Origin of the sequence: Streptomyces sp. NPDC002773, from assembly GCF_040295605.1 — a bacterium.
Classification (GTDB): Bacteria; Actinomycetota; Actinomycetes; order Streptomycetales; family Streptomycetaceae; genus Streptomyces.
Window position 1 is genome coordinate 94,710 of sequence record NZ_JBEOVO010000004.1, and the last position, 20,978, is coordinate 115,687.

Annotated in this window: 21 protein-coding genes; 6 read left to right on the forward strand and 15 right to left on the reverse strand. The window is 73.9% G+C overall.

Annotation, left to right across the window (positions count from 1 at the left end; genetic code table 11):
- Positions 1-93: 93 nt before the first annotated feature.
- Positions 94-789 (forward strand): TetR/AcrR family transcriptional regulator, encoded by a 696-nt coding sequence (locus ABT034_RS07450; protein ID WP_351212261.1) that lies wholly within the window; start codon positions 94-96, stop codon positions 787-789.
- A gap of 28 nt (positions 790-817) precedes the next feature.
- Here the strand turns inward: ABT034_RS07450 and ABT034_RS07455 are convergent, their stop codons facing one another.
- On the reverse strand, positions 818-2,047 hold the full coding sequence (locus ABT034_RS07455) for an MFS transporter (RefSeq protein ID WP_351212263.1): 1,230 nt from the start codon (positions 2,045-2,047) through the stop codon (positions 818-820).
- A gap of 383 nt (positions 2,048-2,430) precedes the next feature.
- Here ABT034_RS07455 and ABT034_RS07460 point away from each other — a divergent pair, with 383 nt between their 5' ends.
- Positions 2,431-3,657, forward strand: a complete 1,227-nt coding sequence (locus tag ABT034_RS07460) for an ROK family protein (RefSeq protein ID WP_351212265.1) — start codon at positions 2,431-2,433, stop codon at positions 3,655-3,657.
- Between the two features lie 14 nt (positions 3,658-3,671).
- On the opposite strand, the gene ABT034_RS07465 is transcribed toward ABT034_RS07460, so the two are convergent.
- Entirely contained in the window at positions 3,672-4,154 is a 483-nt protein-coding gene (locus tag ABT034_RS07465; RefSeq protein ID WP_351212267.1) for an SRPBCC domain-containing protein, read from the reverse strand.
- Between the two features lie 215 nt (positions 4,155-4,369).
- Here ABT034_RS07465 and ABT034_RS07470 point away from each other — a divergent pair, with 215 nt between their 5' ends.
- On the forward strand, positions 4,370-5,140 hold the full coding sequence (locus tag ABT034_RS07470; protein ID WP_351212269.1) for an SAM-dependent methyltransferase: 771 nt from the start codon (positions 4,370-4,372) through the stop codon (positions 5,138-5,140).
- A 33-nt stretch (positions 5,141-5,173) separates the two neighbouring features.
- Here the strand turns inward: ABT034_RS07470 and ABT034_RS07475 are convergent, their stop codons facing one another.
- The 4 genes from ABT034_RS07475 to ABT034_RS07490 all read right to left on the reverse strand — a co-directional run bounded on the left by ABT034_RS07475 (position 5,174) and on the right by ABT034_RS07490 (position 7,638).
- A complete protein-coding gene (locus ABT034_RS07475; protein ID WP_351212271.1) occupies positions 5,174-5,761 on the reverse strand; it encodes a DUF4865 family protein in 588 nt (195 codons plus the stop codon).
- 79 nt (positions 5,762-5,840) lie between these two features.
- Positions 5,841-6,434 carry a TetR/AcrR family transcriptional regulator gene (locus tag ABT034_RS07480; protein ID WP_502972826.1) on the reverse strand — a complete coding sequence of 198 codons (594 nt, stop codon included), beginning with the start codon at positions 6,432-6,434 and terminating at the stop codon, positions 5,841-5,843.
- 35 nt (positions 6,435-6,469) lie between these two features.
- Positions 6,470-7,075, reverse strand: a complete 606-nt coding sequence (locus tag ABT034_RS07485) for an ATP-binding protein (protein ID WP_351212273.1) — start codon at positions 7,073-7,075, stop codon at positions 6,470-6,472.
- A gap of 239 nt (positions 7,076-7,314) precedes the next feature.
- Positions 7,315-7,638 (reverse strand): hypothetical protein, encoded by a 324-nt coding sequence (locus ABT034_RS07490; RefSeq protein WP_351212275.1) that lies wholly within the window; start codon positions 7,636-7,638, stop codon positions 7,315-7,317.
- Between the two features lie 174 nt (positions 7,639-7,812).
- Between ABT034_RS07490 and cds1 the strand changes: the two genes are divergently transcribed.
- Complete coding sequence (gene cds1, locus ABT034_RS07495) at positions 7,813-8,970, forward strand: L-cysteine desulfhydrase Cds1 (RefSeq protein ID WP_351212277.1); 1,158 nt, start codon at positions 7,813-7,815, stop codon at positions 8,968-8,970.
- Here the strand turns inward: cds1 and ABT034_RS07500 are convergent.
- The 3 genes from ABT034_RS07500 to ABT034_RS07510 all read right to left on the reverse strand — a co-directional run bounded on the left by ABT034_RS07500 (position 8,930) and on the right by ABT034_RS07510 (position 10,814).
- Entirely contained in the window at positions 8,930-9,430 is a 501-nt protein-coding gene (locus ABT034_RS07500) for an SRPBCC family protein (RefSeq protein WP_351212279.1), read from the reverse strand. The two genes, cds1 and ABT034_RS07500, sit on opposite strands and share 41 nt — an antisense overlap.
- Before the next feature lie 119 nt (positions 9,431-9,549).
- Entirely contained in the window at positions 9,550-9,990 is a 441-nt protein-coding gene (locus ABT034_RS07505) for an SRPBCC family protein (RefSeq protein ID WP_351212281.1), read from the reverse strand.
- Positions 9,987-10,814 (reverse strand): DeoR/GlpR family DNA-binding transcription regulator, encoded by an 828-nt coding sequence (locus ABT034_RS07510; protein WP_351212283.1) that lies wholly within the window; start codon positions 10,812-10,814, stop codon positions 9,987-9,989. The genes ABT034_RS07505 and ABT034_RS07510 overlap by 4 nt, the downstream gene beginning before the upstream one ends.
- A 134-nt stretch (positions 10,815-10,948) precedes the next feature.
- On the opposite strand from ABT034_RS07510, the gene ABT034_RS07515 reads away from it, so the two are divergent.
- A complete protein-coding gene (locus ABT034_RS07515; RefSeq protein WP_351212285.1) occupies positions 10,949-13,429 on the forward strand; it encodes a hypothetical protein in 2,481 nt (826 codons plus the stop codon).
- On the opposite strand, the gene ABT034_RS07520 is transcribed toward ABT034_RS07515, so the two are convergent.
- The 6 genes from ABT034_RS07520 to ABT034_RS07545 all read right to left on the reverse strand — a co-directional run bounded on the left by ABT034_RS07520 (position 13,399) and on the right by ABT034_RS07545 (position 20,124).
- Positions 13,399-15,819: a right-handed parallel beta-helix repeat-containing protein gene (locus ABT034_RS07520; RefSeq protein ID WP_351212287.1), complete on the reverse strand. Its 2,421-nt coding sequence runs from the start codon at positions 15,817-15,819 to the stop codon at positions 13,399-13,401. The genes ABT034_RS07515 and ABT034_RS07520 overlap by 31 nt on opposite strands.
- A gap of 105 nt (positions 15,820-15,924) precedes the next feature.
- Positions 15,925-16,524 (reverse strand): Rv1733c family protein, encoded by a 600-nt coding sequence (locus ABT034_RS07525; protein ID WP_351212289.1) that lies wholly within the window; start codon positions 16,522-16,524, stop codon positions 15,925-15,927.
- 85 nt (positions 16,525-16,609) lie between these two features.
- Entirely contained in the window at positions 16,610-17,458 is an 849-nt protein-coding gene (locus tag ABT034_RS07530) for an MOSC domain-containing protein (RefSeq protein ID WP_351212291.1), read from the reverse strand.
- An 87-nt stretch (positions 17,459-17,545) separates the two neighbouring features.
- Complete coding sequence (locus ABT034_RS07535; protein ID WP_351212293.1) at positions 17,546-18,040, reverse strand: DUF6643 family protein; 495 nt, start codon at positions 18,038-18,040, stop codon at positions 17,546-17,548.
- Positions 18,041-18,187: 147 nt separating this feature from the next.
- Positions 18,188-18,745: a GNAT family N-acetyltransferase gene (locus ABT034_RS07540; protein WP_351212295.1), complete on the reverse strand. Its 558-nt coding sequence runs from the start codon at positions 18,743-18,745 to the stop codon at positions 18,188-18,190.
- 128 nt (positions 18,746-18,873) lie between these two features.
- Positions 18,874-20,124 (reverse strand): glycosyltransferase, encoded by a 1,251-nt coding sequence (locus ABT034_RS07545; RefSeq protein WP_351212297.1) that lies wholly within the window; start codon positions 20,122-20,124, stop codon positions 18,874-18,876.
- A gap of 58 nt (positions 20,125-20,182) precedes the next feature.
- Here ABT034_RS07545 and ABT034_RS07550 point away from each other — a divergent pair, with 58 nt between their 5' ends.
- Entirely contained in the window at positions 20,183-20,977 is a 795-nt protein-coding gene (locus ABT034_RS07550; RefSeq protein WP_351212299.1) for a glutamate racemase, read from the forward strand.
- Position 20,978: the final 1 nt, after the last annotated feature.

A 20,978-nucleotide genomic window follows, 5' to 3' on the forward strand; every position in this document is an offset into this window, starting at 1 on the left:
TCGCTTGAGATCAGTGTGCACGAAGCAGAGGCCTCAAACAAGAGCGGCGCTCTCACTTCGTCTCAGTGCTCCGAAAATGGCACACTGCTCTCCATGACGACCGTCCGAGGGGCCCGCGCCCGCGCCCGTATCGAGATCACCGCCGCCATCAAGGACGAAGCCCGAGGTCAGCTCGCCGCCGAAGGCGCCGCGAAGCTGTCCCTGCGCGCCGTCGCCCGCGAGCTGGGCATGGTGTCCTCCGCGCTCTACCGCTACTTCCCGAGCCGCGACGACCTGCTCACCGCCCTGATCGTCGACGCCTACGACGCCGTCGGCGCCGCGGCGGAGGCCGCCGCCGCCGAGAACCCGGCGCTGCGCCCCCTGGACCGCTGGACCGCCGTCTGCCGGGCGGTCCGCGCCTGGGCGGTCGCGCACCCGCACGAGTACGCCCTCATCTACGGCTCTCCGGTGCCCGGCTACTCCGCGCCCCAGGACACCGTCGCCCCTGCCGCCCGCGTCGGTCTCGTCCTCATCGACATCGCCCGCGGGGCGCACACCGGCGAGGGCGTAGCCCTCCCCCCGCTCCCGGAGGCCCTGCGCCCCGAAGCCGACCGCATCGCCGCCGACATCGCCCCGGACCTCCCCCCGGCCCTCGCCGTCGCGCTCGTCGCCGCCTGGTCGCAGCTCTTCGGCCTCGTGTCCTTCGAGGTCTTCGGCCAGTTCCACCGCGTCGTCGAGGACCGCGACACCTTCTTCTCGACGGCCGCCCGGCGCCTGGGCCAGGACGTGGGCCTGCTGCCGCGCGGCTGATCCGCCCCGGCCCGACCGGGGCGGCCACTCAACTCGTCGTAGGGTCTCCGGCGTTCCGGGCCCAGTAACCCATCGCCGCCGCACCGGCGGCGAGCACCGCAACTGTGGTGAGCGCGAGGGGCAGCGAGAACCAGTCGGCGAGGAAACCGATGGACGGCGGCCCGAGCAGCATTCCGCCGTAGCCGAGCGTGGACGCGGTCGCCACCCCGCTGGGGCCTGCGACGGCGCCCGCGCGGGCCACGGCGACGGGGAAGATGTTGGCGAGACCGAGGCCGGTGACCGCGAAGCCGAGGAGTGTGGCCCAGACGGTCGGCGCGAGCGCGCCGAGCAGCATCCCACCCGCGGCCGTCGCGCCACCGGCGACCAGGGTGCGGGTCTGGCCGAGGCGTTCGAGCAGGGCGGTGCCGGTCAGGCGTCCCACCGTCATGGCCAGCGCGAAGACGGAGTACCCGGCGGCGGCCACGCCGGGGTGCGCACCGAGGTCCTGTTCCAGATGGAGGGCGCCCCAATCGGCGAGGGCGCCTTCGCCGTACGCCGTGCAGAGGGCGATGACCCCGAAGACGAGCACGGTACGGCGCGTCCCGCCCCGCGACGGGCCGTCGGAGGCCTCGGCGGGCGCGAGGGACTCGGGCGGCGGGGCGGGGGAGGGGTGACGCAGGAGTACGGGACCGGCGAGAGCCGTCAGGACCAGGCCGACGACGGTGAGGCCGAGGAGATGGGTGGTCGGGGAGAGGCTCCCGGCGAGCAGCCCGCCGAGGCCGGCGCCGATCATGCCGCCGAGGCTGAAGGCGGCGTGGAAGCTCGGCATCACGGGGCGCCGGAGCGCGGTCACGAGATCCACGGCGGCGCTGTTCATGGCGACGTTGATCCCGCCGTACGCGGCGCCGAAGACGAGCAGGACGAGGCCGAGGGCCAGCGGGGAACGCGTGAGCGCCGGCAGGGCGACCGACAGGGAGAGGAGAACGGCGGTGGCGACGGTGACGGCGTGGGAGCCGTAACGGCGGCAGAGCCGGCCGGTCAGCGTCATGGTGATCACGGCGCCCGCGGACACCCCGAGGAGGGCGAGGCCGAGGTCACCGGCCGAGGCGCCGGTCTGCTGCTTGACGGCGGGGATCCGGACGACCCAGCCGGCGAACAGGAAGCCGTCGAGTGCGAAGAAGAGGGTCAGGGCGAGGCGGAGGCGGGACAGGGAGCGGGTGGCGGTGTCTCCGCCGGGGCCCCCCGATGCGGCCGTCCGTACTTTGTTTAGTAGCGGCACAAACTCAGGATAGGACCAGAAGGGCGGAAGCATCAAGCGGGCGGCACCCGCCCACGCACGGAAGTGGGGGACGCGCAGGGGTCGTGCTCGGGACGTGAAGCGTGATTTGTGGCGCGTAAAAGAAGCGTCCAACTCTCAAGGCCCAGAACGCGCCGTAAATCATGCAGTCCCGAGCACGACCCCGGAGCGCCCCCCACGGCCCCACTCACGGCAGAGGCGAACCCGCCCACCGTCAGAGGCGAACCCACCCACCGGCAGAGGCGAACCCACCCACCGGCAGAGGCGAACCCACCCACCGGCAGAAGACGGCCCACCCACCCGCCCGCGACCGCCGCACCCGCCCGGGACCGACCCACCCGCCCGATCATGGGAGACTCGCCCCCATGAACGGCAAGGCGACGACGACCCGGACACGGCTGGACAGGGGGCGCAACGCGCTCGGCCCCGCGCTTGAGCTGGTGCACACCGGCAGGGCGCCGACCCGGGCCGTCCTCACCGCCGAACTGGGCGTCACCCGGGCCACCGCCGGCGCGGTCGCCGCCGAGCTGGAGGCCCTGGGCCTCATCCGCGTCGACTCGAACCCCGGCGCCGCCGCCGGCTCCCAGGGCCGCCCCTCGCACCGCCTCGCGGTCGACGAGAAGGGCCCCGTCGCGCTCGCCGCCCAGGTCCACGCGGACGGCTTCCGCGCCGCCCTCGTCGGTCTGGGGGGCACCATCGTCGCCACCGCACCCGGCTGCGTCACCGTCTCGGCCGACCCCGCGCAGGTCCTCGGCGCCGTCGTCGACGCGGGAGCCGACCTGCTCCGGGAGAGCGGCCGCCGGTGCGTGGGCGCCGGGCTCGCCGCCCCCTCGGCCGTGGCCGAGCCCGAGGGCACCGCGCTGAACCCGCTTCACCTGGCCTGGCCGGCGGGGGCGCCGGTCCGGGAGATCTTCGCCGAACGGGTACGGGCCGCAGGCATCGAAGGCCCCGCCTTCACCGGCAACGACGTGAACCTGGCCGCCCTCGCCGAGCACCGCCACGGCGCGGGGCGCGGAGCCCGGGACCTGCTCTGCGTGGCCACGGGCCACCGGGGCGTCGGCGGCGCGCTCGTCCTCGACGGACGCCTCCACACGGGCAGCGCGGGCCTCGCCCTGGAGGTCGGCCACCTCACGGTGAACCCCGAGGGCCGCCCCTGCCACTGCGGCAGCCGCGGCTGCCTGGACGTGGAGACCGACCCGCTCGCGTTCCTCACGGTCGCGGGCCGCGCCCCCGGCCCCGAGGTGTCCCTGCTCCAGCAGTGCCGCGACCTGCTGCGCACCAGCCCCGACGACCCGGGCGTCCGGGTCGCGGTGGGGGAGCTGATCGACCGTCTGGGGCTCGGCCTCGCGGGTCTGGTGAACATCCTCAACCCCGACCGGATCATCCTCGGCGGGCTGCACCGCGAACTCCTCGACGCCGACCCCGAGCGTCTCCGCGCGGTCGTCGCCGACCGCAGCCTGTGGGGCCGCAGCGGTGGCGTGCCGATCCTCCCCTGCACCCTGGACCACAACAGCCTCGTGGGCGCGGCCGAACTCGCCTGGCAGCCGGTACTCGACGACCCGCTGGCCGCCCTGGGCCGCGAGCCCGCCTGAGCGGGGGCCCGCTCCTACGGGACCGGGGACCAGCCCTCGGGGTGGTTCTCGACCAGCGCGGCGAGCCGGTCGAGGGCCATGCGCGTGCCCGCCTCGTTGTCGGCGGCGGGCACGGCGTCGGGAACCCCCTCGTGGACGACGAGCACGTCCGTGCCTCCGCCGATCGCGATCAGGGTGGTCGTGAGGGTCATGGCGCCGCGCATCCTCGGGTCGGGGGCCTCGAACTCGACGACCTCGACCACGCGTTCGTCCGCGAGCAGCTCCACGAAGCGCCCGCGGTACGTGTCCGTGCGCTCGCCGGACTTGCCGGTGCCGTCCGCGGTCTCGTAGTGCAGCGAGATCCGGAAGGTGCCTCCTTCGCGCGCGTCGAAGTCGTGCACCTCGCAGGTCATGCCGTACGGAACCCGCCAGCGCCCGACGGCTCCAGGGTCGAGCAGGGCCCGGTAGACGGCCGAGGGCGGGGCGTCGACATGGCGGGACACACGCGTCGCGTACACGACTGCAAGGCTAGGGCGTCCCGGCCCGGACCGCCCCTCCGCGAGAACCCCGACCCCGCAAGCGGCGGACGCGCAAGCCCCAGCCCCGCATGCCCCGGTCACGCAACCCCCGGCCCCGCAACCACCCGGCCGCGAAAGCCCCGAACGCCCCGAAAACCGGCCTGCCAGCGGAAACGGGTGGGCGGCGGCCGCCGGACGACGTACTCTTCCGCCTCATGATCACTACTGAATCCGATCTGCCCCCGCGTCTCGGCAGCCTCACCTTCCACGGCCCGCTCTCCGAGGCCCGCGCCACCCGAATGATCGAGCGGCTCGCCGCCACCGAGCCCGCCGATGTGCTCGACATCGGTTGCGGCTGGGGCGAGTTGCTCCTCCGTGTCCTGGAGGCCGCCCCGGCGGCGAAGGGCGCCGGCATCGACATCAACGCGGAGGACCTGGCCCGTGGCCGGGCCCTCGCCGAGACCCGGGGGCTCGCCGACCGCGTCGAGTTCGTCGAGGAGTCGGCCCTCGGCACCGATCGCGGTCCCGTCGACGCGATCCTCTGTCTCGGTTCGAGCCAGGCGCTCTGCGACCCCGAGCAGCCGCACGATCCCGCCGCCGCCCTGCGGGAGCTGCGCCGGCTGGTCCGGCCGGGAGGAAGGGTCGTCCTGGGGGAGGGCTTCTGGGAGCGCACGCCCACCGAGGAGGAGCTGGCCGGCATGTGGCCCGGCGCCACCGCCGACGACCACCTCTCCCTCGGCGCCCTCGTGGACCTCGCCATCGAGGCGGGGTTCCGGCCCGCGTGGATCGAGACGGGCAGCGCGGACGAGTGGGAGGAGTTCGAGTCGGGTTACCGGTACGACACCGAGGTCTGGCTCGCCGCCCACCCCGACCACCCGCTCGCCGAGGAGACCCGCGAGCGCGTCGACCGGCAGCGCTCGACCTGGGTGAACGGCTACCGGCGCGTCCTCAACATGGCCTACCTCACGCTCGTCGCCGTGGCCTGACACGGGCCCACGAGGGGCTGACGGCCGACCGGCTCACCACTGCCGCCGCCCGGCACCCAGCCCCTGGCGCTCCGGCGCCGAGAGATGCAGGACCTGGAAGCGCTCACCCTCGTCGGTGGGCGCTTCCTGGTCCGCCCACAGGGTGAAGGCGAGCAGCTCCCAGTGGCGCGGGTCCACCGCGAGGGCGGAGGCCACCACCCCGTGCCGCCGCGCCTCGCGCGCGTGCCGGGCCACGGCGTCCGTCACGGCCTCGCCCGGAGGGACGGCCTCCCCGATCGGTGTCCTGCGCCGCGTCGCGGAACGCGGCGCCGACGTGGCCGCGGGCCCCTCCGCGTACGCCAGGCCCGTCCAGTGCTGCACCACGGGCCGGCCGAAGTCGCGCACGATGCCTTGGAAACCCGGCCCCCAGAGGAAGGAGTTCATGCCTTCCGGGGTGCTCCACAGGTAGAACGGCGCGTACTGGTTCACCGGCGCGCCGTCCTCCCGCTCCCGGACCAGGTACGCCTTGAGGCCGAGCCCGGGGAAGTCGTCGAGCAGATGGCCCCTGGTCGCCACCCGTTCGCGGATGATGCCCATGTCGTAATCGGCGGGCAGGGTGATCTCGTACTGCATGGCGTGCACGAAAGGGCATCCGTCTCTTCGGGTACGGGGTACGGGTTACGGCACCGGCAGGGGCACGGGGCAACGGGGGGCGACAGGCTCAGCCCGCGGAGGCGCCGCGCGGCGCGAGCAGCGCGAGCAGCCCGCGTACCGCATGGTCGAAGGACGCCCGCGAACCCGTGGCGCGGGCCAGCACGTACCCGCCCTGTACGGTCGCCACCACCGTCGCGGCGATCTCCTCCGGATCGAGGTCTCCGCGCAACTCGCCGCTGTCCAGGCCCTCCTGGACGACCTGGGCGAGTCTGCCGCGTACCAGGCCGAGTACGTCCTCGACCGGCGCGCGCAGCTCGGGGTGCGCGATGACTTCCGGGTCCATCGTCAGCCGCCCCACGGGGCAGCCGCGCAGGACGTCCCGCTCCCGCAGCAGGTACGCCTCGATCCGGGCGTACGCCGAGCCCTCGCCGCCCAGCACCGCCTCGGCCGCCGCCGCGAGTTCCTCGGCCGAGCGCCGGATCGCCGCGAGCGCCAGGTCGGGCTTGCCCGCGAAGTGGTGGTACATGCTGCCCTGGCCCACGCCCGCCGCCTGTTGCACGGCCTTGGGGCTGGTGCCGACGTACCCCCGCTCCCACAGCAACTCGCGGGTCGCCTCGATCAGCCGCTCGGGGGTGCTCATGCTCATGACGCCACTGTACATACCAGTAGGTACAGAGGAGAAGAGCGTCCGTGGTCTCAGCCCGCGCGGCCCGCCAGGGCCGGTTCGGGCGTGAGGAGCGGCTCGGGCGCGAGGGCCGGTTCGAGGGCGGGGCCCGGGTCGGCCGGGGTGCTGAGCGGGACGCCTTCGAGCCGTCCGTACCCGACGAAGGGGCCCTCGGTCGCGGAGCCGTACACGTCGTGCGCACGTGCCATGACGGGGACGGGGCGCGGGGGCGCGGAGAGGGTGAACCACACCACCTTCCCGTCCGCGCCGCAGGGGCGGACGCCCCAACTCTCGCTGACCGCACGGACGATGGCGAGGCCGCGGCCGGAGGTCGCCAGCTCGTCGAAGGCGTCGAGCGGGTCCGGGCAGCCGGCCTCCGGTATGCGGGGGTCGTGGTCCCGGACGGAGACCGTCAGCCGGTCGAGCAGCAGCTCGATCTCGACGGTGCACCGTTTGTCCGGCCGCGCGTGCCGGTGGACGTTCGTCAGTAGTTCGGTGACTCCGAGCACGGCCTGATCGACCAGAGCGTCGAGGTGCCAGTGACGCAGATGCGCGGAGACAATTCTGCGGACCTGTCCGATCCGCGACGGCAGGGCTTGAAGCTCCACCGCGTAATACCTGCTCGGCTCGCTGATCACGGCTGCGACTCCCCGAAGTTGTCCGGAAGAAGACGAAGATTCGGATCTCTCCTGCGACACAGGGGCTCAGGCGGGGTGGCGACCGGAACGTACTGTCACCATCGGTGAACCCTCTGTGAGGTGATTCCAGCGTGAACCAGTGGTGACCGTCCCGCAACTCACGGCGAGCCGAGGACGGTCCAGTACCGCCCCGCCCGCCCGTATCCGCCGCCCCGCCGGCCCGGTATCCGCCGGCCGGCTCAGCGCCGCCCCGCGGCCCGCCTCAGCGCCGCGAGGAACCGCCCCGACTCCTCCGCGGCCTCGCCGCCGCCGCCCCCGTGGTCGTCGCCGTGCAGCGTCAGCCGGTAGCGGGTGCCGTTCACCGTCGCCACCGCCTCGTCGGCCCGCGCGAACCAGGGGCGCCCCGCCCGGACCTTGCTGACGGGCGCGCTGTCGATCTCGCTGCCGTAACTCGTGAGGAGGGCGAGCCGCCCGTCCTCGATCCGTACCTCTCCGGCGCGCGTCAGCGAACGCGGCCAGCGGTCGATCCGTACGCCCCTCGCACTGAACTCGGGTTCCGACATACCGATCCGCCCCTTTCACCCGGTGTCGTACCCAGTGTGCCGGGCCGCGGGGGCCCACACCAGAGGCCCTCCCGCAAGTCATCCCTATGGACAGTCAAAGGAAACGTTTGCCCAGGTGGGAGGGGTATTGTCGAGAGCGGGGCACCCAGCGGAAGCGACCGAGGAGAGGCACGGATGAGCACCACGGAGAACAACGTGGGGAACCGCGCGGCCGCCGCGACGGTCGGCGCCGCGACGGTGACCGTCGACGTCGACCGCAGCGACCCGGCGTACCGGTCCTGGCTCAAGGAGGCCGTCCGCAAGGTCCAGGCCGACGCCAACCGCTCCGCCGACACCCATCTGCTGCGTTTCCCGCTCCCGGAGGAGTGGGGCATCGACCTCTACCTCAAGGACGAGTCCACCCACCCCACCGGCAGCCTCAAGCACCGCCTCGCCCGCTCCCTCTTCCTGTACGGCCTCTGCAACGGCTGGGTGCGGCCGGGGAAGCCCGTCATCGAGGCGTCGAGCGGCTCGACCGCCGTCTCCGAGGCGTACTTCGCGAAGCTCATCGGTGTGCCCTTCATCGCCGTCATGCCCCGCACCACCAGCCCCGAGAAGTGCCGGCTCATCGAGTTCCACGGCGGGCAGTGCCACTTCGTCGACGACTCGCGCACGATGTACGAGGAGGCCGCAGCCCTCGCCGAGCGCACCGGCGGCCACTACATGGACCAGTTCACCTACGCGGAGCGGGCCACCGACTGGCGCGGCAACAACAACATCGCCGAGTCGATGTACCAGCAGCTGAAGCTGGAGCGGTATCCGGAGCCGGCCTGGATCGTGGCCACCGCGGGCACCGGCGGCACGTCGGCGACCATCGCGCGCTACGTCCATTACATGCAGCACGACACCCGCATCTGTGTCGCCGACCCCGAGAACTCCTGTTTCTTCGACGGCTGGACGCACCACGACCCGGACGCCACCGCGGACTGCGGCTCCCGCATCGAGGGCATCGGCCGCCCCCGGATGGAGCCCAGCTTCGTGCCCGGCGCAGTCGACCGCATGATGAAGGTGCCCGACGCGGCGAGCGTCGCCGCCGTCCGCGCCCTGGAGACCGCCATCGGCCGCAAGGCGGGCGGCTCGACCGGCACCGGCCTGTGGAGCGCGTTCAAGATCATCGCCGAGATGGTCGCCCACGAGCGGACCGGCAGCGTCGTCACCCTCATCTGCGACCCCGGCGAGCGCTACCTCGACAAGTACTACTCCGACGACTGGCTCGCCGCCCAGGGCCTGGACATCGCCCCGTACAGCGCCGTTATCGAACGGTTCCTGGCGTCCGGGGTCTGGCCGGAGTGAGCCGCCGGTCGAGCCGGCGCGCCGCGTCCCGGAACGACAGCCCCACGCCGGGCCCCGCGAGACGCAGCCCCATCCGGAACGGGGCGGCGCCGTCGGCCGCCATGGTCCACCGCAGACGGGTGCCCCTGCCCGTGGGGGAGAGGGCCCACTCCTCCGCGAGCGCCGTGACGCCCGGGGCGTTGGTGGTGTCCACCCGGTAGGCGTACCGGACATCGGGCTCGGACGCCAGGACCGTCTCCTCGAAGGCGATCCCGCCCCGCAACCGGACGGTCCGGCCGGCCCCGTCGCCGGTCGGGACGGCGGAGACGACCGCCGTGAACCAGGCGGGCAGGCTCCCCACCTCCACGGCGAGCGACCGGTAGACGGCCGGGGGCGGTGCGGCCAGCGTCGCGGTGAAGACCAGGCGGACGGGCGCGGACGCGGTGAAGTCGAGCTCCACCGGCCTCAGTCGGCGTGCCATGGACCGAACCTCCCCAGGACGGAAGCGAAAGAGCACCCTAGCTGAGGGGCTGTCAACAACACAGGGGGCAGCGGCACTTGAGGCCATCCATGGCGAGCACTGGCCAAAGCGCCGCTGCCTCACCCCCTCCCCAGCAGCCCGTCCACCGCCCGCCCGAACAGGACCCGGCCCGCCCGCGCCAGCGCCGGGTCGAACGCTCGCGGGAGCCCGCGTACGGACAGCTCCTCCGTCCACACCACCCGGCTGCCGCCACCCGCCATCCCCGTCACCTCGACGAGCGCCCAACCCCGCACCACCCGCCCGTACTTCTCCAACCGGCACGCGCCGGGGCGGCCGCCCTCCGGCGGTTCCCAGCGCACGACCTCCATCGCGTCGTCGAAGGACAGCCGGCCGAGGCCCGTACGGGCGGTGAACCGGGTGCCGACCCGGTTCGGCCCCGGCGTCAGCACCCTCGTCCGGGTCAGCGGCACCAGGCGGCCGTGCGCCGGCCAGTCCGTCAGCCGCCGCCACGCCTCCCCGGGCGCCAGCGGCACCGTCCGCTCGACCCGGAAGAGGCTCACGCCTGCTCCTCGCCCGCCACCACGAGCCCCGGCAGCTGCTCCGCCACCTCGACCCGTACGCCCTCGGGCAGACCGCGGTCCGTCACCCAGGTGTCCACCTCGTCGAGGGTGGCGAAGGAACTCAGGCCCACCGTGCCCCACTTGGTGTGGTCGGCCACCACCACGACCCGGCGCGCCGACCGCATCAGGCACCGGTTGGTCTCCGCCTCCGCCAGGTTCGGCGTCGACAGACCGGCCTCCACCGAGATGCCGTGCACCCCCAGGAACAGCAGGTCGAAGTGGAGCGAGCGGACCGCCCGGTCCGCGACCGGCCCCACCAGCGCGTCGGAGGGCGTGCGCATCCCGCCCGTCAGGACGACCGTCGCCGCTCCCCGCCGCGACTCGCCGCCGCTGCCCGCGAGCTGCGCCTCGTGGAAGACGTCCGCGACCCGGACCGAGTTCGTCACCACCGTCAGGTCCGGGACGTCGAGCAGATGCCGTGCCAGGGCGAAGGTCGTCGTCCCGCCGGAAAGCGCGATCGCCGTGCCCGGTGCGACCAGGGCCGCCGCCGCCCGGGCGATCTCGTCCTTGGCGCTGGGTTCGAGCACCGACTTGGCCTCGAAGCCCGGCTCGTGGGTACTCGCCTCGACCACCGGAACGGCTCCGCCGTGCACCTTCTCCAGCATGCCCTGCCGGGCCAGCGCGTCGAGGTCGCGACGGATCGTCATGTCCGAGACGCTGAGGCGCCGGGTCAGCTCGTTGACCCGGACACCGCCGCGCCGCCGGACCTCGTCGAGGATCAGGGCACGCCGCTGCTCCGCGAGGAGGTTCTGGTTGTCAGTCACCGCCGGGGCCGGTCCTTCCGCAGAAGACAAGGGGATGGCTGTCGGATTCGGTGAGGAACGGTGCGCAGGTGCACGTCCGTCCGCGATCCTGTTGCCGACGTCGCATCTTCCCACCCTGAGAGGAAGTCCCCTCAGTGTCCCCTGCCACACCCGCCCCGGAGAGCGGGGGCGCGGCGCTCGAACTCCTCGTCCACGGAGTCGGCGGAGCCACCCCCCAGGACATGCTCGACGACCCCAGGACCGTACGGATCACCGGTGACCGGACCGCCGCCATGCACCGGCGCGCCGAGGACCTCGACGCCGAGGCCCACCCCGAGCGGTACGCGGCCCGCCCGGTACCGGAGGCGTACGTCTGGTCCAATCTGACCTCGGGCGACGGCGCCCGCGCCTTATGGCTGCTGCTCCTGCCGTTCATGGTCGCCAACCTGGCGCACTGGATGCGTCCGCCCTCCCGGGGGCGCCAGGGGCTCGTCCGCCTGTACGGGGTCCTCGTCCGGCTCGTCGCCCTCACCCTCACCGTGCTCCTGACCGCCGCGGCCTGCGAGGTCGCGCTCGACCTGACGGCCTGGCAGTGCGCCGGGACCGCCGCCTGCGCCGACACCTACTCCTGGCTCGGCTTCCTCTCCGCGGACCGCGGCGGCTGGTGGTCCCCGCCGGGCCGCCGCCTCGCCCTCGCCGCCCTGGTGCCGGCCGCGCTCGTCGGCCTCCTCTGGTACCTGTCGAACCGGACCTGGAGCGCGTACGAGGCCCAGCGCCCGCCCACCGGCTACGACGCCCCCATGGAGCCGCCCGGCACCGTGGCGGCAGAGACGCAGCCGACCGGCACCGCGACCGCGAAGACGGAGCCGACTGCCCTCAAGACGCCAGGCGCCGAAACGCCAGGCGCCAAGACCCCAACCCCCGGTGACCCCCTCCCCGACCCCGTCGAGCAGCGCCCCGCCCTCGGCCGCCCCGGCTTCTGGTACGGGCGCAGGCTCGTCGCCCGCCTCAGAGCCGCCCACACCGCCGCCGGCTTCCTCACCGTCTCCGCCGCGCTCGTCACGGCGACCGCGCGGCACGACGGCACGACCCCCGGCGCCGACGCCGGCGCCGTCATCGGCCTGCTCCTCCAGGCCGCCGTCGTCGCCCTGTCCGTGCTCGTCGTCTGGGTCGTCTGCCGCCGCGGCCGCAGCGAGCGCCGCCTCGACCTCCGCGTCGAACGCGCCTTCGTCTCCTGGCTGCCCGCCGTCTCGCTCGCCCTGCTCGCGCTCACCGCCCTGTACGCCGGCTGGCACCGCCCCGGCTGGACGTCCGCCGGTGCCCTCCCCGGCGACGCCGTCTTCGGCGCCCTCACCCTCGTCCAGGGCGGCCTCGTCGTCGCCCTCGGCGTGGTCGCCCTGCTGCTCCAGCGAACCGGCCGGCACCCGCGGACCGCGCTGCGCGGCCTCGGCGGGCCCGCCGTCGCCATGCTCGCCTGCGCCCTCGCCGGAGTCATGTCCGGGGGAGTGGCCCAACGCGTCGCCGACTGGCTCGACGGCCCCGGCGCGGCCCACGGCGGCCCCCGGATCGGCCCGCCCGTCCTGCTCAGCTGGCAGGCGTCCGTCATCCCCGTCCTGCTCCTGCTGCTCCTCGCGCCCGCCGCCCTCCTCGCCGTACGGACCGTGCTCACCGCCCGGCGACTGCGCGCCGGCGTCGAGGCCGACTACGACTCCGCCGACGAACGCGACCCGGTCCGTACGGGGCAGATCGCGTCCGGCCGGGCGCGCGCCGCGCTCACCGACTCCGCGCCCGTCCTCGTCGGTGTCGTCTCCGGCGCGACCCTGCTCCTCGGGGCCGTCTCCGTCGCCGGGGCCTGGGCCAGCGGAAACGTTCCGGGACGGGCCTTCGACGGCGCCCATCCCGCCATCGCCTCGCTCGCCTCCGCCACCCAGGCCCTCGGCTCCTGGATGATCGGCTTCGGCTTCCTGCTCTTCGTCACCTGGGGCCGCCGCGCCTACCGGGACGCCTCCGCCCGCCGCACCATCGGCATCCTCTGGGACGTCGGCACCTTCTGGCCGCGCGCCGCCCACCCCTTCGCCCCGCCCTGCTACGCCGAGCGGGCGGTCCCCGACCTGACCTGGCGGATGAACTCCTGGACGCGGAGCACCGGCGGCCGGCTCGTCATCTCCGGACACTCCCAGGGCAGTGTCCTCGCCGCGGCCGCCGTCTGGCAGCTGCCGCCCGCCACCCGGGGCCGGGTCGCGCTCCTCACCTACGGCTCACCCCTGGAGCGGCTCTACGGACGCTGGTTCCCCGCCTACTTCGGCCCCGAGGCCCTGCGCGCCCTGCACCGTACGGTGCACTGCTGGAACAACCTGTACCGCGCCACCGACCCCATCGGCGGACCCGTCCGGGTCCCCGCGGAGGACGACCGGCCCGCCGTGGACGCGGCCGTCCTGCTCGACCCGGTCGCCTACGGCCGCACCCGCCGCCACCCGCTGCCCGAACCGATCCTCGGTCACTCCGACTACCAGGCCGACCCGGCGTTCGCCCTCCGGCGCACCGCCCTCCTCGACCAGCTCCTGCCCGCCCTACCCCGGCAGCGCGACCCCAACGAGACCGCCGATCAGGGGAGTTCCGGCAGATCCTCCGGATAGAGCAGCGTCAGGTCGTCCGTGCTCGCCTCGGCGAGCGCGGCGACCCGCCCCGCGTGCCGCTCCACCATCGACTCGAACGTCTGCCGCGCCGTACGGCCGTTGCCGAAGGCCGGGCCCTTGGGCAGCTTCTCGAAGTACACGAGCAGCGCCTCGTCCGTGCCCGGAGCGAGCCGGTACTCGTGCTCGTCCGCCTGCTGCCCCACGATCCGCAGCAGCTCGTCCGGATCGTAGTCGCCGAAGGTGATGGTCCGTGAGAACCGGGACGCCACACCGGGGTTGACCGTGAGGAAGCGCTCCATCTCCGCCGTGTAGCCCGCGACGATGACGACCACCGCGTCCCGGTGGTCCTCCATCAGCTTCACCAGCGTGTCGATCGCCTCCCGGCCGAAGTCACGCCCCGAGTCCTCCGGCGACAGGGCGTACGCCTCGTCGACGAACAGCACTCCGCCCCGCGCCCGGTCGAAGGCCTCCTGGGTACGGATCGCCGTCGACCCGATGTGCTCACCGACCAGATCCACCCGGGACACCTCCACCAGGTGCCCCCGCTCCAGGACGCCGAGCGAGGCCAGGATCTCGCCGTAAAGCCGCGCCACCGTCGTCTTGCCCGTGCCCGGATTGCCCGTGAACACCAGATGGCGGCGGACCGAAGCCGCCTTGAACCCCGCCTCCTGACGCCTGCGCCCCACCTCGATCATGTTGGTGAGGGTGCGCACCTCCAGCTTGACGCTCTCCAGACCCACCAGGGCGTCCAGCTCGCCGAGCACGTCCTGCGAGGAACGGGACGCGGGTACGGGCTCCGGAGCGGCCTGCGGTACGCCCTGCGGTACGGCCGCCGTGGGGCGGGGCGCGGGCACCGCACCGAGCAGCCCCGCCGAACGGGTGGCGGTCAGGACCGTCCCCCCGTCGGGTACGGAGGAGCGGACCGCGCTCTCGTCGCTGGTGCAGTCCTCGGCGCTCGTCCCCTCCTCCGGGAACTCGTACCCGCCGCGCGCGCACCGCTCCGTACGGCACTTGCGCAGCGTCGTCCGGCAGCCGTCCGTGACGTGGAACCCGTAACCGCCGCTGCCGGTGACCCGGCAGCCGTGGAAGGAGCCGCGCCCCTCCGCCGACACGTAGAAGCCGGCCTCGGCGGGCGAGGTGACCGTGCACCGGTCGATCGTCGGGTCGGCGCCCTTGGTGACGATGACCCCGGTCTGCACGGAGTCGATGGTGCAGCCGGCGAGGGTGCCGCCGCTGCCGTGGTCCCGGAACCAGGCGCCCGTCGAGGCCTCCCGGATCCGGCAGTCGTCGAGCTGCGCCGTCGCCCCGTCGCTCACGGAGACCGCCGTGTTCCGCACCTGCGTCAGGTCGCTGTCGACGACGTCCACCCGCGAACCCCGGTCGAGGACGAACAGCGCGTCCGGTACGTCGTGCACCCGGCAGGCGTCGAGGACGGCCGTCGCCCCGTCGCTCACCCACACCGCCGGGTAGTCGCCCGTACTGTCGTGGATCTCGCACTGGTTGGCGTCCACCCGGGTCCCCGGGTCCCACACCGAGAGCCCGTTGCGGCCGAAGCGGCGGACCGTCGACCGGGTCAGCGTCAGGACCGAACGCGAACGCAGGTCGACGGCGTTCTCGGGGACGTCGTGGATGTCGCAGTCCGAGAGCGTGAGCACCGCGTCGGTGTCGAGGGTGATGCCGTCCGCCGACGTGCGGTGCACGGAGGAGTCCGTGAGGTGGGCGGTGGCGCGGGCCGCGATCTGGAGACCGGCGCCCTTGATCTCGTACACCTCGCAGCCGATGCCCTCCAGGGCGCTGCCCTCGCCGGTCACGGCGATCCCGGCGCCGGAGGCGTGGTGCACCCGGCAGCGTTCGAGCCGCGGATGCGCCCCGCCGCGCACCGAGATGCCCGCCTGCCCCGCGGAGACCACCTCGCACTCCTCGAACACGCCGCCCGCCCCGTCGAGTACGGCGATGCCGACCCCGGCCGGGTTGTCGACCGTGCAGCGGCGGACCGTCGGCCGGGCCGCGCCCCGCACCTCGATACCGGCGGCCGAGCGGGTCATGATCCGCAGATCGAGCAGTTCGGGTGTGCCGTCCTCGACGAGCAGCGCCGGCGCGGCGACGTCCTGTCCCTCGATGTGGAGGTCCTGCACGGTGACAGAGGCGCGGAGCGTCAGCGGCACCCCGTCCGGCGGCGCGATCCGCACCGATCCGATGCCGCCCTCGGGGCCGCGCAAGGTGACGGCCCTGCGCACCACGAGGTTCTCCCGGTAGGTGCCGGGAGCGACGGTGAGCACGTCCCCGTCCCCGGCGGCCTCCAGGGCGGCGGCCAGCGAGGGGTAGTCACCCGTGCGGCGCCGCCACCGCGATGTGCCGGTGTGCGTCACCTGGACCGTGCCCTGTGCCATGGGTGTGTCCTGCCCCCGCCTCATGCCTCGCCGCTGAACCGATGCCCCACCGTAGCGCGCGTGGGGCCGCGGGGTTGACGGGTCGCGGCGAGCACCCGTACGCGCTCAGCTGCCCGTTCCGGTGCGGCCCCAGTCCGGGCCGGTCGCCGCCCACGCCCGGTCGAGACGCGCGTACCGCAGCAGCACAAGGCGGCGCACGGCGAGGCGCCGGACGACCTCCACCAGAAGACCCGTGAGCAGCGCGGCCGTGAGGCCGGCGACGAAGGCGTGCGCGCGGGCCGCCCCGGCCTGCAGCGGCGCCGGCACCGGGCGTCCGTCCCGGTCCGTCCAGAGCGCGAAGGTGGCGCCGGGGGCGGACGTCCGCGGGACCGTCGTCACCGTGCCCGTACGGGCCGAGCCGTCGGGTGCCGTCCAGCGGGCCACGACCTGGCGGCGCAGCCGCTCTTCCCCGGCGTCGCCGGCGGCATCCGGGCCGCTCGCGGCGGGCCGTACCACCTGGGCGGTCGTCGGCAGGCGCTGTTCCTGCTGGGTACGGACCGCGCGCTGGAGCGAGTCGTCGGCCGAGGAACCGGCCGCCCAGCCGGTCAGCGGCACCACGGCACAGAGGAGTACGACCGACACGAAGGCGACCCAGGCCTCGGCGAGATCCGTGGTCCGGCGCAGGGAATTGTGCCGCCAGCGCCAGAGTCCGATGGCTGCGCGCACGTCGGGACCCCCTCGTCGTCCACCGCTCCTTCGACGAGTGTGCCCCGAGCTCCGCCCGTTCGCCCGTCGATCGGCCCAGAGCCGCTCAGTCGAGGACCTTCACCTCGTCGCCGACCCGGACCGTGCCGGTGTGCTCGGGGACGAGGTTCTGGCCGAAGATGACCCGGCCGTCGTTCTTGCGGTGCCGGGCGAGGGTCCGCAGCGGCTCCTTGCCCCGCTCGGCGGTGACCTGGTCCGTCGTGGTGACGACACAGCGCCCGCAGGGCCTGGCGACCCGGAACGTGACCTCTCCGACGGCGAGCCGCGTCCAGCCGTCCTCCGCCCAGGGGGAGGTCCCCTCGATCACCAGGTTGGGCCGGAACCGGTTCATCGGGAGGGGGCCCTCGTGGGCGTGGTCGCCCTGCGCGATGAGGGAGTTGAGGGCGTCGAGCGAGGACGTGGTGGCGACGAGCAGCGGATAGCCGTCCGCGAAGCTCACCGTCTCGCCGGGCAGGGCGTACGCCGGGTCGACCGGGCGCCGGTGCTCGGGCGCGTCCATGTGGACGAGCCGGAAATCGCCCTCCAGGTACGCCGAGAGCCAGCCCCCCGCCGCGGAGTCGGCCGGGACGGCTTCGACCGGCTGGTCGAAGATCTCCACGGTGACGGTGGGCGAGGCGGTGGACGGGTCGGCGGATGAGGGGTGCGGCACCTCGACCGCCAGCGGCGGACGGCCGGGTGCGGAAAGGCGGATCCCGCCGCCCGGTAGCAGCTCCGCCGTGGCCAACGCCATCCGAGGGTGACGGCGTTGGGTCACGACCTTGCCCGCGGCGTCGACGACGGCCCAGCGGCGGTCCCCGGCCAGCCCCCAGGGCTGGACCTCGGCCTCCGTGGGGGCCAGCGCGCGCATGGCCTTCACCGGATGCACGTGGACGGAGCTGAGCACAGGAGTAGGCATACGGTCATCCTGCCAGCCGCTCCGGACCCCCCGCGGTCCGGTGCGGCGTGCAGTGGCCTGGTGGTGCGGCCCGGTGTCTTACGCCCGTCAGTAACCCCCGCCCTGGTAAGGACGGTTGTACGGGTCGTCGTACGGCGCGGGGGCGTGCACCGGCGAGGGGGCGGGCCGGGGCGCCGCCGGACGCATCGCCTCGTACCCCGCGGCCGCGGGCCGGGGCTGCTGCGGGTACTGACCGCCCTGGTAGCCGCGCGGGGCCGCCTGCTGCTGCGGGATGTACGGGGCGGGGGCGTGCTGCAGGGGCACGGGGGCCATCTGCGGCGAGGGCTGCGGGTATCCGTAGCCGCCGCCGTAGGACGGCTGCGGGGTGGGCGCCGCCGGAAGGGCGGGCAGCGCCGAGGGGAGCGCCGGCAGGTAGGAGCCGCTCGTGGAGAAGTTGCTGCCGGTGTCGTAGGCGGCGGGCACTCGGATCGGGGCGATCTGAGGCGTGCCCCGCTCCGCGACCAGGGAGTCGTAGATCGGGGTGTCCGGGAAGGACGGCGCGGTGTGGTAACCGCCTCCATAGGAGGAGCGGGGGGAGGTCATGGCCATAAGTTAAGCCCACGATGTGCCGGTTGGGGAGTCCCAATCTCCGGGTCATCCGTTTTACGCTGGTTTTGCTCGCCTGACCTGCCAAAACGCCGTCAAAGCCCGCGTCGGCAGCGGGGGTTTTCCGAGCGCGGCACCGCCCTGTTAACAAGAAGTGGCGGGCGGGCTACAAAGGGCGACGTCGGCGTCGGTCAGTTTTCTTTCCCAGAACACTTCGTCGCGCCACGCGCCGTCGGCGTAGAAGTGTTCATGGGCGATGCCCCAGGAACGGAATCCGTGCTTGCGGAGGATCGCCTGGGACGCGTGGTTCTCCAGCTGGGTGTGCGCCTCCAGGCGGTGCAGGCTCAGCTCGTCCGCGGCGATCCGCACCGCGAGGCCGACGGCACGGCTCGTGTGCCCGAGTCCCTGGTGGAGGGAGGAGACCCAGTAGCCGAGGAATCCCTTCTGGAACGGGCCGCGCAGGATCGTGAGGGTGATCTGGCCGATGACGGTCCCGTCGGAGACCACGACGCCGGGCCACGCGAGCCCCTTGCCATGGGAATCCAGAAGGGACGCGATGACCGAGGCCTGCCCGTCGGGCGTGTAGAACTCCGCGGGCTTCGCCGGCATCCAGCGCTTGTACGCCTGCTTGTCCCGGGAGAGCAGCTCGGCGAGCGCGGGTCCGTCGGAGGGCTCGATCAGCCGAATCAACGTGGAGTGCACAGGTGTTCTGCCGTCTTTTCAGCCGCGCTCGCCGGTCGGGCGCGCGGGAGTCCGATGGGGTGCGCCGATGATATGCCCGGGCGCACGGGGCACGAGTCGTCCAGAACCCGTACGGGATCAGCCGTCGCTCACCGGTCCGGGACCGTCTCCGGGCGCGCGTACGTCCGGCCCTTCCAGGCCGCGCCGACGCCCCGGTGGTGCCGTACGGCCGAGTCCACCGTCATCAGGAGATAGAGGAACGCGGTGAACGGCAGCAGCGGAGCGAGCCACAGCGGCTGCCGGTAGTAGCGGAGCATCGGCACGTACGTCCCGGCCATCACCGCCCAGGCCGCACCACCCGCCCAGGCCGCCACGGGGTCACCGCCCGTCACACCCGCCACCAGCGCCACCGGGGGCACCAGGTAGACGAGTACGAGACCGGCCACCGTCCCCGCGAGCAGCAGCGGGTTGTGCCGCAACTGCGCGTACGCGCTCCGCGCGACCATCCGCCACAGCTCGCCGAGCCCCGGGTACGGGCGGACGCTGTCGACCCGATCCGCGAGCCCCAGCCAGATCCGCCCGCCGGCCCGCCGTACTGCCCGCGCCAACGACACGTCGTCGATCACCGCCTGCCGGATCGCCTCCGGCACGTCCGCCGCCACCGCCGTCTCCGTCCGCAGCAGCACACAGCCGCCCGCGGCCGCCGTCGCCAGAGGCCGCGCGCGGTTGATCCACCGGAAGGGGTACAGCTGCGCGAAGAAGTAGACGAACGCCGGTACGACCAGCCGCTCCCACGGGCTCGTGACCCGGAGGCGGGCCATCTGCGACACCAGATCCAGATCGTTCCCCACCGCCGCCGACACCAGCAGCCGCAGACTGTCCGGCTCATGGGCGATGTCCGCGTCGGTCAGGAGCAGGAACTCGGGTCCGCGCGCGCGTGCCAGCGCCATGCCGTGCCGCAGCGCCCACAGCTTCCCCGTCCAGCCCCGCTCGGGCTCACCAGGGGACACCACGGTCAGCGGAAGCCCCCCGCACCGGCGGACCAGCTCCACGGCGAGTGCCCCCGTGCCGTCCGTACTCCCGTCGTCCACGAGGATCACCTCGGCGACACCCGGATAGTCCTGGGCGAGCAGCGACGGCAGACTCAGCGGCAGCACCCCGGCCTCGTCCCGCGCCGGTACGACGACGACCACACGAGGCCAACGGGGCGCGGCTTCCGTACCTGTGGATCGCGCGCCTGCATCCGTGGCTTCCGCGCCCGCGGTGTCCCCGTCCCCGCGCGCGTGGCCCCCGGGGGTCGACGGCAGCCGCTGGTCCGTCCGCCAGAAGAACCCCTGGCCCAGCAGCAGCCAAGCCCATACGGCCGAGGAACCGAGCGCGAACCAGGCGAGGGTGCTCATTCGCGGCAGTCTGCCCCAGATCGCGGGGGATGTAAGGCTCATCGGCTAGGGTGACCGGGTGAAGATCGCGCTCATGGACTCCGGAATCGGCCTCCTCCCGGCGGCGGCCGCGGTGCGGCGGCTCCGGCCGGACGCCGATCTGCTCCTCTCCAACGACCCCGACGGCATGCCGTGGGGCCCGCGTACCCCGGAGGACCTCACAGCGCGCGCCCTGGCCGTGGCGCTCGCCGCCGCCGAGCACCGCCCGCAGGCGCTGATCGTGGCGTGCAACACCGCCACCGTGCACGCCCTGCCCGCCCTGCGCGCCGCCCTGGAACCGGACATCCCCGTCATCGGCACCGTGCCCGCGATCAAGCCCGCCGCCGCGGGCGGCGGCAAGGTCGCCATCTGGGCCACCCCGGCCACCACCGGCAGCGCCTACCAGCGCGGGCTCATCCGCGACTTCGCCGACGGCGCCGAGGTCACCGAGGTGCCCTGCCCGGGGCTCGCCGACGCCGTGGAGCACGCCGACGCGGAGGCCGTGGACCGGGCCGTCGCCGCGGCCGCCGCGCTCACCCCCCGGGACGTCCGCGCCGTCGTCCTCGGCTGCACCCACTACGAACTGGTCGAGCAGCGCATCCTCGCCGCTCTCGAGGCCCGCCGCGCACCCGGGCTGCCCCCGCTCGTCTTCCATGGCTCCGCGGACGCCGTCGCCGCCCAGGCGCTGCGCCGCGTCGGCGCCGAACCGGCCCCCGACGCCGACCCCACCGGCGGCCTCTCCGTCCTGCTCAGCGGACGCCCCGGACCGCTCCCCGCCACCGCTCTCGGCTACGCCGAGGGCCGGATCCTCGCGGCGGCCGCACCCGCTCACTGAG

What these genes read in the sequence shown, in the direction of transcription:
- ABT034_RS07450 (WP_351212261.1), top strand. Translation starts at nt 94, where the DNA reads ATGACGACCGTCCGAGGGGCCCGCGCCCGCGCCCGTATCGAGATCACC.
- ABT034_RS07460 (WP_351212265.1), top strand. Translation starts at nt 2,431, where the DNA reads ATGAACGGCAAGGCGACGACGACCCGGACACGGCTGGACAGGGGGCGC.
- ABT034_RS07470 (WP_351212269.1), top strand. Translation starts at nt 4,370, where the DNA reads ATGATCACTACTGAATCCGATCTGCCCCCGCGTCTCGGCAGCCTCACC.
- ABT034_RS07480 (WP_502972826.1), bottom strand. Translation starts at nt 6,434, where the DNA reads ATGTACAGTGGCGTCATGAGCATGAGCACCCCCGAGCGGCTGATCGAG.
- ABT034_RS07490 (WP_351212275.1), bottom strand. Translation starts at nt 7,638, where the DNA reads ATGTCGGAACCCGAGTTCAGTGCGAGGGGCGTACGGATCGACCGCTGG.
- cds1 (WP_351212277.1), top strand. Translation starts at nt 7,813, where the DNA reads ATGAGCACCACGGAGAACAACGTGGGGAACCGCGCGGCCGCCGCGACG.
- ABT034_RS07500 (WP_351212279.1), bottom strand. Translation starts at nt 9,430, where the DNA reads ATGGCACGCCGACTGAGGCCGGTGGAGCTCGACTTCACCGCGTCCGCG.
- ABT034_RS07520 (WP_351212287.1), bottom strand. Translation starts at nt 15,819, where the DNA reads ATGGCACAGGGCACGGTCCAGGTGACGCACACCGGCACATCGCGGTGG.
- ABT034_RS07530 (WP_351212291.1), bottom strand. Translation starts at nt 17,458, where the DNA reads ATGCCTACTCCTGTGCTCAGCTCCGTCCACGTGCATCCGGTGAAGGCC.
- ABT034_RS07535 (WP_351212293.1), bottom strand. Translation starts at nt 18,040, where the DNA reads ATGACCTCCCCCCGCTCCTCCTATGGAGGCGGTTACCACACCGCGCCG.
- ABT034_RS07545 (WP_351212297.1), bottom strand. Translation starts at nt 20,124, where the DNA reads ATGAGCACCCTCGCCTGGTTCGCGCTCGGTTCCTCGGCCGTATGGGCT.